Origin of the sequence: Geobacillus sp. FJAT-46040, assembly GCF_002335725.1 — a bacterium.
Classification (GTDB): Bacteria; Bacillota; Bacilli; order Bacillales; family Anoxybacillaceae; genus Geobacillus; species Geobacillus thermoleovorans.
The window spans coordinates 2,094,449-2,107,366 of sequence record NZ_NISS01000001.1 but is presented as its reverse complement, the minus strand read 5'-3'; the positions used below and the strand labels follow the sequence as shown (position 1 = coordinate 2,107,366).

The following is a 12,918-nucleotide window of genomic DNA, read 5'->3' as shown; positions in this document are numbered from 1 at the left end:
GCGGCGCTACAGCCGCATTCGTTTGGACGGAAATCCACGAAACTGATGGCGGCGGTTCCATGTCGCTGCCAATCCAAGCAAGGAGAGAAACAAAAGCGGCATGGTCGCCCAAAGCGGAAGGAGCTGCATGAGGCCCAACAAGTTCAGAATAAAGGCGGCAGTGGATGCCGCCGCCCAAAGGGATAAGACGATGCGCTGCTTCATGGCGATGGCCACCTCTTCCCATTTGCTTTAGTTGATGGCTCTTCACCACAACATGTATTTGACAAGCAATACGGTTTCCTGCACAAAGATGTGCAAAAATCACTGATTTGTTGATTTTCCCTCACAAGCGTAAATAGGGTATGTTCAGAAAAAATCAAGTACAACTTTTGGTGAAGAGCCTAGTTGATTATATGCTGTTTGTCTGCCTGATCATGACGCAGGGCGAATTATGACAATAATGTGAACAAACGAGCAAACGGGTTGCCAATTTAGTTGGACGTTTGGTAAGATAAAAACGTGAACGGAAGACAAAATCTGATACCCCTTTGTTTGACCGTGAACAATTTCTCCCATCCCCTTTGTTGTCTTGGCAACAAGAAAAAGCCCGGCGTCAGCCGGGCTTTTTCTTGCGCCCATCCCTGCTGCTAGGGACGGGAATCATCGATATAGCGCCAAAATGTTCCGTGTTTGACGGGCACCCGCTCCACTTTTTGCTTTAGCTGCAGCTTTTTCATTTCCGTTTCCGCTTCTTGGATCGTCCAGTTGTACACAACGGCAACTTCCTTTGTGGCGACGAATTTAAAATGGCTTAAAAATGATTCCAGCGGAGGAGGAGAGGACGGTTCAGGATGGAAGCCGAGCATTTCAGCGATCAATTCGACGTAGATGTCGTACGGATAGCATCCGGAAATTTTAATGCCTTCGTCTTCAATGTTTTCATTAAACAATACAAGCGTCGGAATTTCGTCAACGTCCATTTCCGAGGTGATTTTTAAATCGCATTGGAACGCTTTCGCCGCTCCCGGCGAGTGCATGTCGCGCAAAAATTCATCGACATCCAAGCCCGCTTTGACGGCGCATTCGGCGAGCACCGACAAATCGGCGACATTTTGTTTTTCGAGAAAGAGCTGTTCTTGCAGCTTGCGCAAAAAGCGAAGGCCAGCCCGCTTTCCTTGCATTTCCGCCGCTTTAATGGCGAGCGATGGGGCGAACGGGCTCGAAATCGGGTTTTCGAGCCAAACGCTGCCGTCGCATGACATGCCGGTGCGGTTCGCCGCCCACTCCCACGCTTTGGCCATTGCCGCCGGCTTCGTTCCTTTGCGCGCGCTCCATGTCGCCCATGTTCCGCTCAATATGTGCCTTAAGGTAAAAAAACGGCCGTATTCGATCGTCAGTTTTTTGATGACTGGTTCAAGCCCCCAGCATTCCGGGCATAAAGGATCGATAAACAAATACAGCTCGAGCGGTTTGTTCGTGTTGCCTAGCGGCTGGGAAGGGTAGCAAGTTGATGTCGTCTTCCCAGCAAACTTCTCACTCAAGGGTATGCTCCTTTCTGTCCAGATGATCTGGGGTATTGACCATATGATGGGCGGTGAGTACGAGCCGGTGATAAAACTGTTCGCGCGCCGGCCCGGACAAGCCGATTTCGTCCATGGCTGCCCGCATGCAGGCAAGCCACGCTTCCGCCCGCTTCGGCGTGATTTCAAAGCGGAGATGGCGCGCCCTCAGCATGGGGTGTCCATGCTCTGCCGTGTAAAGAGGGGGGCCGCCTAAATATTGTGTTAAAAACTGTTTTTGCTTGCGGGCGGTTTCCGTCAAATCGTCAGGGAAAATGGGCCGCAAGTCCGGATGCGCGGCCACGCGACGGTAAAATGCTTCGACAAGTTTCGCAACCGTCTCCTCTCCGCCGATCGCCTCATAAAGAGTTTGCCATTGTTCACCCATCGCGGATGCTCCTTTTGTTTGAAAATCATTCGTTGTCGTTTGATTGCTATTTTATCAACAGCACGCATGGATCTCAAACAAAGTGACTCGAGCGCCGCTCGTTTATGTGCGGTAGCTTTTCAACACGCGTTCGACATACGCCCGCGTTTCGGCAAATGGCGGCACGCCCCCATAGCGGTCGACGTGCCCGGGCCCGGCGTTGTAGGCGGCTAAGGCGAGAGTGATATTGCCGCTGTACCGGTCAAGGAGCTGGCGCAAATATTTTACGCCGCCGTCGATGTTTTGCGCCGGATCAAGCGGGTTGTTGACGCCGAGCATTTTTGCCGTGCTTGGCATGAGCTGCATGAGTCCAAGCGCTCCAGCCGGGCTTTTCGCATCGGGACGGAAATTTGACTCATGGCGAATGACGGCGCGGATGAGCTGCGGGTCAACATCGTATTTTTCCGCTGCCGCCGCGATTAAAGCATCGATGGAAGAAGATGAGTTGGTTGCAGCACCCGCTTCATGTTCGAGCGGGGCGCTGCGATGGCCGGCGGGCGCCGGGGGCTGACCGCTTAGGGCAGCTTGAGGCGCCTCGGCAGAAGATTCCTCACCGCGGCTGAGAGATTCGGCAAGCAAGCTTGAAAACAAGGATGGCACCGGCGATGGCAACAGGCTGGAGCGTCCGGGTGAGAACGCATTGAGCGCCTGCCATTCGATGAGCAGCTTTAATGGCGAAACGGTCATCGTCTTTCCTCCATTTCTTTCATGCGGGCGTAAAAGCGGGCGATTTTGTTTGGCGCCGGGCGGCGCGGGATGCCGAGCGCCTCAAGCAGGCGCAAAAACCGCTTTTCACCCGCTTCCACGTGATCCACTTCATATTCAAGTTCGTAATCTTCGCTTTGCAAGTAACAGTTATGGTCAAGGCATAGCGTGCCGCCTTCATGCGGCCATTCGGCTCGGTCGGTGACAAGGGAGCCAAAGCAGCGCACCTCGTGTGGGTTGATGCCCAGTTCTGCAAGCAAATCGGCGATCGCCCCGCGCGGCGCCGCTATACCAGCAAGCAACGCTTCCGCTTCAGACAGCGAAAGCGGCTCATGGATTTCCAAAATGGTCCCGTCCGCCCGCGTTTGTTTCAGCGTCAAGGTCAGGCGTCCCTCTTTCGCCCGGATGCGCAGCGCTGCCGCTCGTTCTTTCAGGGCGAATGACGGGGTGTCAAAGTAATGGTTTTCCTGGCGGAAGAAAGCGCCATCATCAAGGCGGAAGGCGGCGCGGACGGCAGCAAACTCCGCTGCCGTTAACAAGTTTTTTAATTCGATTTCGATTTCTTGATGCATCGTGAATCCCCTTCAGACAGGATAGTCGTCTCCTTCTATTATCAGCTGTTTTCCGGCGAATATCAATTATTTCGCCTGTATAGGGTGAATATGGTAAAATAAAGGGAGGATGGTTGATGCGGAAGGAGAGAAAACATGAACGAAAAATGGATCGTCGAGCGGGCGGAGCGGGAAGGCGGCCGGCTTTGGCTGTATGTCAATGATGCTCCGGTTCCGCTTGCCCGCGTAACGCCGAAACGCCATATGCTTGTCGATTCGGATGCGTTGGCGTTTGCGTACATTTTGGAAACCGATGACCGCTTTCTATATGTCATGATTCCGAAGCCGTGGTGGCCTGAGCTAAAGGCGGCGCTTGATGCCAAGGAGCCGGTCTGGCTTCGATGTGGAGAGAGGACGCTTGAGCTTGAACAGTTTCACGATGAACTGTCTTATTTGCTTGAAAATATTCGCGGCAACGCCAACTATGGCGAGGCGCTTGAACAGGCGGTGCAAGACGTGTTTTTTGAGCAATAAGCCGGGGGTTTTCCCTTTCCGGCGCGTTCGAACAGGGAGCGGCCCGGTGAATTCGCATCGTGCAGCAAGAAAGAGGCGCGGTTGCGCCCTCTTGACGTAAGCCGCGGGAGATCGAAAACATGTAGGCAGGTGGTACGATGGTCAACCATTGGGATTTGTTTTTAGCCCCGTATAAGCAGGCGGTTGAGGAGCTGAAAGTGAAGCTAAGGGGCATTCGCGCCCAATTTGAGATGATTGAAGCGCACTCGCCGATTGAGTTTGTCACCGGACGGGTGAAGCCCGTCGCCAGCATTTTGGATAAGGCGCAAAAGAAAAACATCCCGCTCGACCGTCTTGAGGAAGAGATGCAAGATATTGCGGGGCTGCGCATCATGTGCCAGTTTGTCGATGACATTAAGACCGTCGTCGAGCTATTGCGCCAGCGCAACGATTTTACGATTGTTGAAGAACGCGATTACATCACGCAAAAAAAAGAGAGCGGCTACCGCTCGTACCATGTCGTCATCCGCTATCCAGTGCAGACGATCCGCGGTGAAAAAAACATTTTGGCGGAGATTCAAATTCGAACGTTGGCGATGAACTTTTGGGCGACGATTGAGCATTCGTTGAACTATAAGTACAGCGGGCGTTTCCCCGAAGATATCAAAGTTCGGCTGCAGCGCGCCGCGGAGGCGGCCTATCGCCTCGATGAGGAGATGTCGAAAATCCGCTTTGAAATTCAAGAAGCGCAGGCTGCTTTTTCTCGAAAACAAGAAGCAAAAGGAGAAGGGCAATGAAACGGACGGACGCGCCGCTCGTGTTCGCCATCACGTCCAAAGGCGACGACATATCAAACGCTCTGGCGCAAAAAATGAAAACGTATTTGCTTGACTTTGACTTGCGTTACGATGAAGAGGAACCTGATCTCGTCATTTCGGTTGGCGGTGATGGAACGCTGTTGTATGCGTTCCATCGCTATTGCCATCGGTTGGACAAGACGGCGTTTGTCGGAGTCCATACTGGCCATCTCGGCTTTTACGCGGACTGGGTGCCGGAGGAACTCGAAAAGCTCGTCATCGCCATCGCCAAGACGCCGTACCAAGTGGTCGAATACCCGCTCCTTGAGGTGACGATCCGCTATCTCAACGGCGGAAGCGAGGCAAAGTATTTAGCGCTCAATGAATGCACAGTCAAGTGCGTCAGCGGGACGCTCGTGATGGATGTCGAGATTCGCGGCGACTTGTTTGAGCGGTTCCGCGGCGATGGGTTGTGCATTTCGACGCCGACCGGCAGCACGGCTTACAATAAAGCGCTCGGCGGCGCGATTTTGCATCCTTCGCTTGAGGCGATTCAAGTGACCGAGATGGCGTCGATCAACAACCGCGTGTTTCGGACAATCGGTTCGCCGCTCGTGCTGCCGGCGCACCATACGTGTTTACTCAAGCCGGTCAACCACGTCGATTTTCAAATTACGATCGACCATTTGTCACTGTTGCATAAAGAAGTGAAGTCGATTCAATGCCGGGTGGCCGATGAAAAGGTGCGTTTCGCCCGCTTTCGGCCGTTTCCGTTTTGGCGGCGGGTGCGCGACTCGTTTATCGCCGACTGAGGGAAAACCCGCCTCCTTGGTTAGGCAACGCTTCCCGTTTGCGGCGAGGTGATGGTCTTTTGGCGCGGATGCCGATTCCGTTTTAGCGGCGCCAAAGGAAAGTGGATGGAACACGATGAGCAAGACGGAGATTTTTGATCAGAAAGGTGACGAACATTGCCGCCGTTTACCATGACCTTTTCCATCGATGAACAGCACGACGGAAAGCTGCTGCGCCAGTTTTTGCAAGAGAACGGCATTTCGCGGACGGCGCTTACCGATATTAAATTCCATGGCGGGGCGCTGTTGGTTGACGGTCGGCCCGTCACCGTCCGCCATGTGCTGCGCGCCGGCGAGACGCTGTCGGTTGTCTTTCCGCCGGAGCGGACAAGCGATTGGATGGACGCAGAAGCGATGCCGCTTGACATTCTGTATGAAGACGATTACGTCCTTGTTGTCAACAAACCAGCGGGATTGGCGACGATTCCGTCGCGCCACCATCCGGGCGGGACGCTCGCCAATGGCTTGCTTCACCATTATCGAAAGCAGCAGCTCGACTCGACCGTCCATATCGTCACCCGGCTTGACCGCGACACGTCCGGGCTCGTGCTCGTCGCCAAGCACCGCCACGTTCATCATTTGTTGTCGGCATTGCAGCAAAAAGGGCACGTTGTGCGCACGTATGAGGCCATTTGCCATGGCGTCATTGTCGAGGATGAAGGGACGATTGACGCCCCCATCGGCCGCCAAAGCGACAGCATCATTGCTCGCGAAGTGCGGGAAGACGGGAAGCCGGCTGTCACTCATTTTCGTGTACTTGAGCGGCTTTATGGCTATACATACGTTTCGCTCCGGCTGGAGACGGGGCGCACGCACCAAATTCGCGTCCATTTGGCTTATCTCGGCCACCCGCTCGCCGGCGATGAACTGTACGGCGGGAGCCGGGAGATGATCGGCCGCCAGGCGCTTCATAGCCGGCAGCTGTCGTTTTTTCATCCGTTTGCCGGGCGCTGGTATACATGTTCCGCCCCGCTTCCTGACGATATGGAGCTCCTCATCGAGGCAACGCGCAGACGGTGCGCTGATTAGGAGAACGTGCGGAATTTTTCCGGAACGAACGGCATCGAGGAAGGAACGGAGACCGTTTCCATTTCCGGATAGCGCAAGGCGGTCAGCGCGCCGCCGAATACGCAGCCGGTGTCGATGTTGACCGTCCGCCCGACAAACCGCGGTTTTTCGACCGGCGTGTGGCCATATACAACCCATGCGCTGCCGTGATACCGTTTCGCCCAGTCGCGGCGCACCGGCGTCCCGTCCTGGTTCATTTCGCCGGTGATGTCCCCGTACAGGACGAACGTCTTGACTTTTTTGTCCGTCCGCCCGATATAGTCGTGACGGATGCCGGCGTGGGCGATGACAAGGCGCCCCTCATCGAGCACCGCATACAGCGGCGCCTGTTCATACAGGCGGATGAACTTGCGGCGGATCATCTCCTGTTCGCTTGGAGGCAAGGTGCGATATTCTGCGACCGTCGTCTCAAGCCCGTGGGCGATTTGCACGTTTCGTCCTAAAAAAAAGCGGTACAGCTTATTGCAATGGTTGCCTGGCACGTAGTAAGCCAAATTTCGCTCAACAAGGGCGCAGACGATCTCGATCATGTTCAGCGATTCAGGACCGCGGTCGGTCAAATCGCCGACGAAGCCGAGCTTTCGTCCGTCGGGATGAATCGGCACCCCTTCGTCCCAATGGTAGCCGAGTGTTTCCGTCAATGCGGCGAATTCACGGAAGCAGCCATGAATGTCGCCGATGATGTCCACTTGCATCGAATGTGCTCCTTTCTCGCCATAGTGGTTGTACTACCAGTATGTCCGTTCAGTCAGGAAAAGAAAAGATGCGGCGGTTTTGTCCGTCTCATCGCGGCTTTTGCGGGGGCAACGCCCAAACGGCGGAGCCCGCGGCCAGGAAACAAAGAAGTGGAGTTGAGCTTGATGGCGACAAAAAACGCCGCCTGCGGACACAGCAAGCGGCTTTATTCATCGCTTGCGAACATAAACTTCCGCGTTCGCGAATGAACGTTTAAGACGAGGCCGATCGCCAGCATATAAGTCGCCAGCGAGCTTCCTCCATAGCTGATGAACGGAAGCGGCAACCCCGTGATCGGCAAAAGTCCAATCGTCATGCCAATGTTTTGGAACACTTGGAACGTAATCATGCCCGCGACGCCGGCGCATAAATAGCTGCCATATAAATCGTTGCTCTCCAAGGCAATATGGATCATGCGATAAATGAGCAGGAAAAAGAGAGACACGACGATGCTTGAGCCGACAAATCCGAACTGTTCTGAGATGACGCCAAACACAAAGTCTGTGTGCGCCTCCGGCAAATAGACTTGTAAGTTGCCCAATCCTTTCCCATACAGTTCCCCTGATCCAATGGCCATAAGCGAACGGATGAGCTGGAAGCCTTGTTCGTTGGAATATTCATATGGAGCCAGCCAGCCGTAAAACCGGTTCAACTGGTAATCTTCTTTAATAATGTACTTATGGAAGAAATCAGGAAAATAAAAGAAAATGAACACAACGACTGCCACCATTGTTACACCGGAAAGGACAATGCCGAAAATGATGCGCCAGCGGATGCCGGAAACGAGCACCAAGGTGGCGGTGATGGCCATAAACACCATCGACATGCCCATGTCCGGCTGCTTGGCGAGCAAAATGAGCGGCGGCAAGACGGTCAAAGCGATTTTGCCAAGCAATTTAAAATCATCGCGGATCGTCGGTTCGGGATATTTTTCCCGATGGTTGACGATGATGCGACTTAGGACGATGATCATAAAAATTTTCATCAGCTCGGATGGCTGAAAGTTCCCGCCCGGGAGGCTGTACCAGCTTGTCGCTCCTTTAATCGTCACGGAGCCCGGAACGTTCAGTTCGAGTCCGAGCAACAGCAGCATCCCGAATCCGTACAAATACCAAGCGATTTGAAACAGCCGATCATAGTCGACGATCATGGTGAACGCAATCACAACGGCGCCGATCACGTACCATTGCAGCTGCTTGGAAGCGAAGTTGACGTTCTGCAGCTTCTCGGGAAGCATCGGCTCCGCGCTGTGAATGGCGATGGCGCTCACCACGGCCATTAAGAATAAAAGAAATAATAAGTGATAATCAAGCTTCGATTGGGAAAAACGATCATGATCCATGGAACGATCCTCTCCATTCAAATGTACCATATACCATATTAGCGAATTGAGTCGGTTTTGCAAAGTGGGAAAAACCGCCGCCAGCATGAAGGAATCGGAAGGCAAAAGGGAAGCGTGCATTTACATCGCCCGCCGCATCGCCTATAATAGAATTAACACCTGGTGCTAAGAATAAATGATAATTGGGAGGATGAACGAATGGTCTTATCGTTGGAAGGACGTACATATGTCGTGATGGGGGTGGCGAACAAACGAAGCATCGCCTGGGGCATTGCTCGTTCGCTTCACGCTGCCGGCGCTCGGTTGGTGTTTACGTATGCCGGAGAGCGGTTTGAAAAAGAGGTGCGGGCGCTTGTGGATACGCTTGGGGACGAACGTTCGCTTCTGCTGCCATGCGATGTGGCAAAAGATGAAGACATCGTTCAATGTTTCGCGCAAATCAAAGAACAAGTCGGCGTCATCCACGGCGTCGCTCATTGCATCGCCTACGCCAATAAAGAAGACTTGAGCGGGGAATATATGAACGTCAGCCGCGAAGGCTTTTTGCTCGCCCACAATATCAGCGCATATTCGCTCACCGCGGTTGCGCGCGAGGCGAAAGAGCTGATGACGGAAGGCGGCAGCATCGTCACCCTCACGTACTTGGGCGGCGAGCGCGTCGTGCAAAACTACAACATTATGGGTGTGGCGAAAGCGTCGCTTGATGCGAGCGTGAAATATTTGGCGAACGATTTAGGCAAATACGGCATCCGCGTCAATGCCATTTCCGCTGGACCGATTCGCACACTGTCGGCCAAAGGGGTGAGCGATTTCAACTCGATTTTAAAGCAAATCGAAGAACGCGCTCCGCTCCGCCGGACGACGACCCAAGAAGAAGTCGGCGATGCGGCGCTGTTTTTGTTCAGCGACTTGTCGCGCGGCATCACCGGGGAAATTATTCACGTCGACTCGGGATACCACATTTTAGGATATTAAAAACGTGCGAGCAGCCGTTCCTGTTGATGGAGCGGCTGTTTTTTGCTTGACTTGGGCAATTATTGAGATCACGGGCATACATATATAAGGTAAGGCAAGCATGGAAAAGGGGGATCGACGTGCGGAAACAAAACGTTGTGGAGACGGAGCCGTTGCTTTACATTGTGCAGCCAAAAGCGATGCGGGCGGCGGCGCATATGCAAGAAACGTTTATGTGGACTAGCCGAACGCAACAGGAAGAGGAAGGAAATTCCAACGATGAACGAGGCGGCGAGGAGGAACCGACTGAATTTTTTGCTAAAAAAGAATTCCAAGCGATGGCGCTCGACGAGCGGCTGGCCTTTTTGGCGGAGCTGCCCGGCCATTTGCCGCCGCTGAAATGCCAATTTGTCATGAAGGATAAGAGCTATGAAGGCATATTAAAGAAGTGCACGGCGACCGAGTTGACGATCGCCGATGAACAGGGAAACGAAACGGTCATCGGGCGCGCGCAGCTTCTCGCGGTGACGATGATCGGGTTTGTGCAGTAACGCATTTCCTTGCGTTGAAACGCATCTTTGCCTGAATGCGTTGCGGCGCCAGGAAAGGATGATGAGGGTTTGTTTCCTTCATTTGCTGTGGGAGTGTATTCTCATTTTTATTTTGGATGTCCGTCATTTTCTTCTTGGCGATTTTCGATTCGTGTTAGTGTGAGCTTGCAATCGTAAAATGTTTGGTGTCATGTTTCGCTTGAGCCAATTTGCGGTTCAAATGCGTTTTAGGCGACGCGTCCAGCGTTTGTTGGTTGCCGCTTGCAATGGTAAAAGGTTTTATGTGGCGGCCGGTTTGGGGCTGTTTAGGAGCTGGGGCGCTTTTCGCGAGTTCAGTTCGCTCTGCCGCAGCTTCTTTTTGTTTGGCTGTTTGTTGATGGTCTTCCATTGATATGGCACGCTCTTTTTTGGTTTTTCCCTTTTTCGTTTTGTCGGATGACGCTGCCGCGTTCTTTTTCGAGTGGACTTTTTCTTTTGCATCCGCTTTAGGGGTTGGCCGGTTCAGTTGTTCTGTTGCATCTTCTTTCAGCGGTTCTATTGTCATGCCGGCTGCTTGTTCTTCACTCACTACAGCTTGTTCTGTTTTCTCCGCCTGCTCCCAAACTTCCAATAACTCGGAAGCGACTCGCTCCCAATGATAGATCGAAATCGCAAGCTGCCGGCCTTTTTCTCCCATTCTTCTCATCAATGATTGATCCGATAATATTTGGGCAATCTTGTTGGCAAAATCACTCGGGTCCTCCGGATTTTCTACGATAAGGCCGTTTTCATTGGCGAAAATGACTTCCGGATTGCCGCCTCTCGCGGTCGTTACGATCGGAAGGCCTGCTGCCATGGCCTCATAGTGGACGCGCGCCAACGGTTCCTGCCATTGCGAGGTGCATACAAACAAATCAGCCGCCGCAAACCAATTTTGGATTTCATTCGGTGGGACAAAGCCTGTCGTGACAACGGGGACAGGCATTCGTTTCGCCAGTGCTCTTACATATGCGACATAATCAGTAATGTCATTTTCGCTAAACCAGTTGCTCCCGACAATCACCAGGGCTAAGTTTTTAAATTTTTTTGCCAGCTCCGGCAATGCTAGAATGAGTTTATCGACCCCTTTATTGCGAGACAGCCTTCCGGCGAACAAAATGACCGTTTTGTTTTCCAACCCATGTGCCCGCCGAATGTCGTTGCGTATTTTCTGCATTTTTGGATGATTTCCCGGCAAAAATCGTTCGCTGTCTACTCCAGAATAAATCGTGCGCAATTTTGGCGATGCCTGCGGATATAGACTGCGGATGACATTGCCAATATAATCGCTCACGGTTACGATGTAGGCCACTTCTGCGATGGCCGCCGTTGCTTCTTCTGGATCGATTTTTTCCGGTTGAAACATATGATTGTGCATACTTAACGTCATTTTGGCGTCGGGCGCTGCCTGCCGGATGGGCAGAACAAGGCGGGGGCGGTTAAAGATATGGATGAGATCGAACTTGTTCGCTTCCACATAACGAACAACGTTTTCCCGGTATATTTCAAATATTTTTCCCGGTACGCGCACGTAGTGAACGCCATGGATCGTTTCTTGCTCGGGAAGCGACGAATCGCTGATGCCTAAAACGGTAATATCATGGAATTGGCTTACATGTGGAAGAATGCCGGAAATATACGTTTGAATGGCTCCGCCGAGTACAGGGGGAACGGGGAGTTTTTCTGTACAAACCATCAAAATCCTCATATTTATCCCACTCCTTTCCAGTCATTTTCGATTTCTGCCAATACAGGCCACTTTGACTGGTCGGTTTCGACAATCGTTTGAATTAACTGTGCTGTTTGTTCATTGAGAAAAATTTCCGGTTCATAGACGACTTCTTTCATATTTTTATAAAATTCGTTTGGCATGGCCAAGTCAATCATCAAAAGCTCGTATAATTCAGGTGTGATTGGATTTGCTTCGTGGTACGCTAGAATCATTTCCCGCACCCATGTTGCATCCCATTTGTATAAATCCGCCATTGTGCCGCTAATGAGTTTTCGTAAATCACGAATCGGAAGGTCAAAGGCAACTCCGTCGAGATCAATAATCCACATTCCGTCCGCGCCCATTTGGCCGTTGGACCAACCGTAGTCTTGGTGAACCAACCCCCAATGAGCCGTTCCTTGCTTGACGAATTCAACATAGCTGGATTGCAGGAATCGTTCCATGCCTTTTCGCGCCTGTTCTTCAAATCGGTCAACTACCTCTAATAATGGTGGGCTTGCCGGCATTTCAGGGTAGTATTTGGCAATGTTCCGAAACCAGCTCATTTTCGTAATCATTTTTTCATAGTTTTTTGGCCATTTGTGCAGCCGCGAAGCCATTTCCGCCTGTTTTGGGGGGACATACCCTTTGCTTAGCCGATGGAATTCACCAAGGGCATAACAAAGCTTTCTTGCTCCTTCCAAATCCTTTGTAACTGGCGTCAACGGTTCAATCCATTCCGCCACAAACCATAGTTTTCCTCCTGCCTCGACATAACTTTTTCCATCCTTTGTTTTTACAATTGGCGGCACTCTTGCCTTGCACACTTCCACTAAATATTCTTGTGCTCCTAGGCTGAATAGGCTCCTTGTCGGCCTCCGGTGCAGCAGCTTCAAACTTTTCGGGCCTGATTTCGTTTCGAGCTTCCAAATCGCTCCTCCCTTGTCCGGTTTTGTCGTAACGATTTGCATGTTTTGAACGGATAAATCGTAGTTTTTCAGCACTTCCTCTGCCAGCTGGATGATATACTCAGGGATAAAAAATTCATGGGTCGTTTCATCGACGAGCCATGGTTCAATAACGATGTCTTTCATGCTATCCCTCCTGTCAGGTATTTGGGAATGGACGAAGCGAAATATGTGTGATTGCTACTA

At 52.2% G+C, this 12,918-nt stretch carries 15 protein-coding genes; 6 read left to right on the top strand and 9 right to left on the bottom strand.

Annotated features, from left to right (window positions below):
• Positions 1-6 precede the first annotated feature (6 nt).
• The 5 genes from CD000_RS11140 to CD000_RS11120 all read right to left on the bottom strand — a co-directional run bounded on the left by CD000_RS11140 (position 7) and on the right by CD000_RS11120 (position 3,245).
• Positions 7-204: a hypothetical protein gene (locus CD000_RS11140; protein WP_011230324.1), complete on the bottom strand. Its 198-nt coding sequence runs from the start codon at positions 202-204 to the stop codon at positions 7-9.
• Between the two features lie 425 nt (positions 205-629).
• On the bottom strand, positions 630-1,523 hold the full coding sequence (gene spxH / locus CD000_RS11135; protein WP_096225671.1) for a ClpXP adapter protein SpxH: 894 nt from the start codon (positions 1,521-1,523) through the stop codon (positions 630-632).
• Entirely contained in the window at positions 1,516-1,929 is a 414-nt protein-coding gene (locus CD000_RS11130) for a globin domain-containing protein (RefSeq protein WP_011230326.1), read from the bottom strand. The genes spxH and CD000_RS11130 overlap by 8 nt, the downstream gene beginning before the upstream one ends.
• Before the next feature lie 102 nt (positions 1,930-2,031).
• The gene (locus CD000_RS11125; protein ID WP_011230327.1) at positions 2,032-2,655 is read right to left on the bottom strand and encodes a lytic transglycosylase domain-containing protein; all 624 of its coding nucleotides are present in this window, start codon (positions 2,653-2,655) and stop codon (positions 2,032-2,034) included.
• Positions 2,652-3,245: a CYTH domain-containing protein gene (locus tag CD000_RS11120; protein ID WP_011230328.1), complete on the bottom strand. Its 594-nt coding sequence runs from the start codon at positions 3,243-3,245 to the stop codon at positions 2,652-2,654. Before CD000_RS11120 ends, CD000_RS11125 begins: the two co-directional genes overlap by 4 nt.
• 135 nt (positions 3,246-3,380) lie before the next feature.
• Here CD000_RS11120 and CD000_RS11115 point away from each other — a divergent pair, with 135 nt between their 5' ends.
• The 4 genes from CD000_RS11115 (at position 3,381) to CD000_RS11100 (ending at position 6,414) form a co-directional block, all read left to right on the top strand.
• Positions 3,381-3,758: a UPF0738 family protein gene (locus tag CD000_RS11115; RefSeq protein WP_020278707.1), complete on the top strand. Its 378-nt coding sequence runs from the start codon at positions 3,381-3,383 to the stop codon at positions 3,756-3,758.
• 137 nt (positions 3,759-3,895) lie between these two features.
• On the top strand, positions 3,896-4,534 hold the full coding sequence (yjbM, locus tag CD000_RS11110; protein ID WP_011230330.1) for a GTP diphosphokinase: 639 nt from the start codon (positions 3,896-3,898) through the stop codon (positions 4,532-4,534).
• A complete protein-coding gene (locus CD000_RS11105; protein ID WP_011230331.1) occupies positions 4,531-5,346 on the top strand; it encodes an NAD kinase in 816 nt (271 codons plus the stop codon). Before yjbM ends, CD000_RS11105 begins: the two co-directional genes overlap by 4 nt.
• 156 nt (positions 5,347-5,502) lie before the next feature.
• Positions 5,503-6,414, top strand: coding sequence for an RluA family pseudouridine synthase (locus tag CD000_RS11100; protein ID WP_011230332.1), 912 nt, complete (start codon positions 5,503-5,505; stop codon positions 6,412-6,414).
• On the opposite strand, the gene prpE is transcribed toward CD000_RS11100, so the two are convergent.
• Together prpE and CD000_RS11090 are read right to left on the bottom strand one after the other, a co-directional pair.
• Positions 6,411-7,148, bottom strand: coding sequence for a bis(5'-nucleosyl)-tetraphosphatase PrpE (prpE, locus tag CD000_RS11095; protein WP_011230333.1), 738 nt, complete (start codon positions 7,146-7,148; stop codon positions 6,411-6,413). The two genes, CD000_RS11100 and prpE, sit on opposite strands and share 4 nt — an antisense overlap.
• 206 nt (positions 7,149-7,354) lie before the next feature.
• Entirely contained in the window at positions 7,355-8,530 is a 1,176-nt protein-coding gene (locus CD000_RS11090; protein ID WP_096225670.1) for an FtsW/RodA/SpoVE family cell cycle protein, read from the bottom strand.
• A gap of 198 nt (positions 8,531-8,728) precedes the next feature.
• Between CD000_RS11090 and fabI the strand changes: the two genes are divergently transcribed.
• Entirely contained in the window at positions 8,729-9,505 is a 777-nt protein-coding gene (gene fabI, locus CD000_RS11085) for an enoyl-ACP reductase FabI (RefSeq protein WP_011230335.1), read from the top strand.
• A 119-nt stretch (positions 9,506-9,624) separates the two neighbouring features.
• Positions 9,625-10,035, top strand: coding sequence for a CotO family spore coat protein (locus CD000_RS11080; protein ID WP_011230336.1), 411 nt, complete (start codon positions 9,625-9,627; stop codon positions 10,033-10,035).
• 154 nt (positions 10,036-10,189) lie between these two features.
• Here the strand turns inward: CD000_RS11080 and CD000_RS11075 are convergent, their stop codons facing one another.
• Entirely contained in the window at positions 10,190-11,761 is a 1,572-nt protein-coding gene (locus CD000_RS11075) for a glycosyltransferase family 4 protein (RefSeq protein WP_096225669.1), read from the bottom strand.
• 2 nt (positions 11,762-11,763) lie between these two features.
• Positions 11,764-12,858, bottom strand: a complete 1,095-nt coding sequence (locus CD000_RS11070) for a CotS family spore coat protein (protein WP_096225668.1) — start codon at positions 12,856-12,858, stop codon at positions 11,764-11,766.
• Positions 12,859-12,918 lie beyond the last annotated feature (60 nt).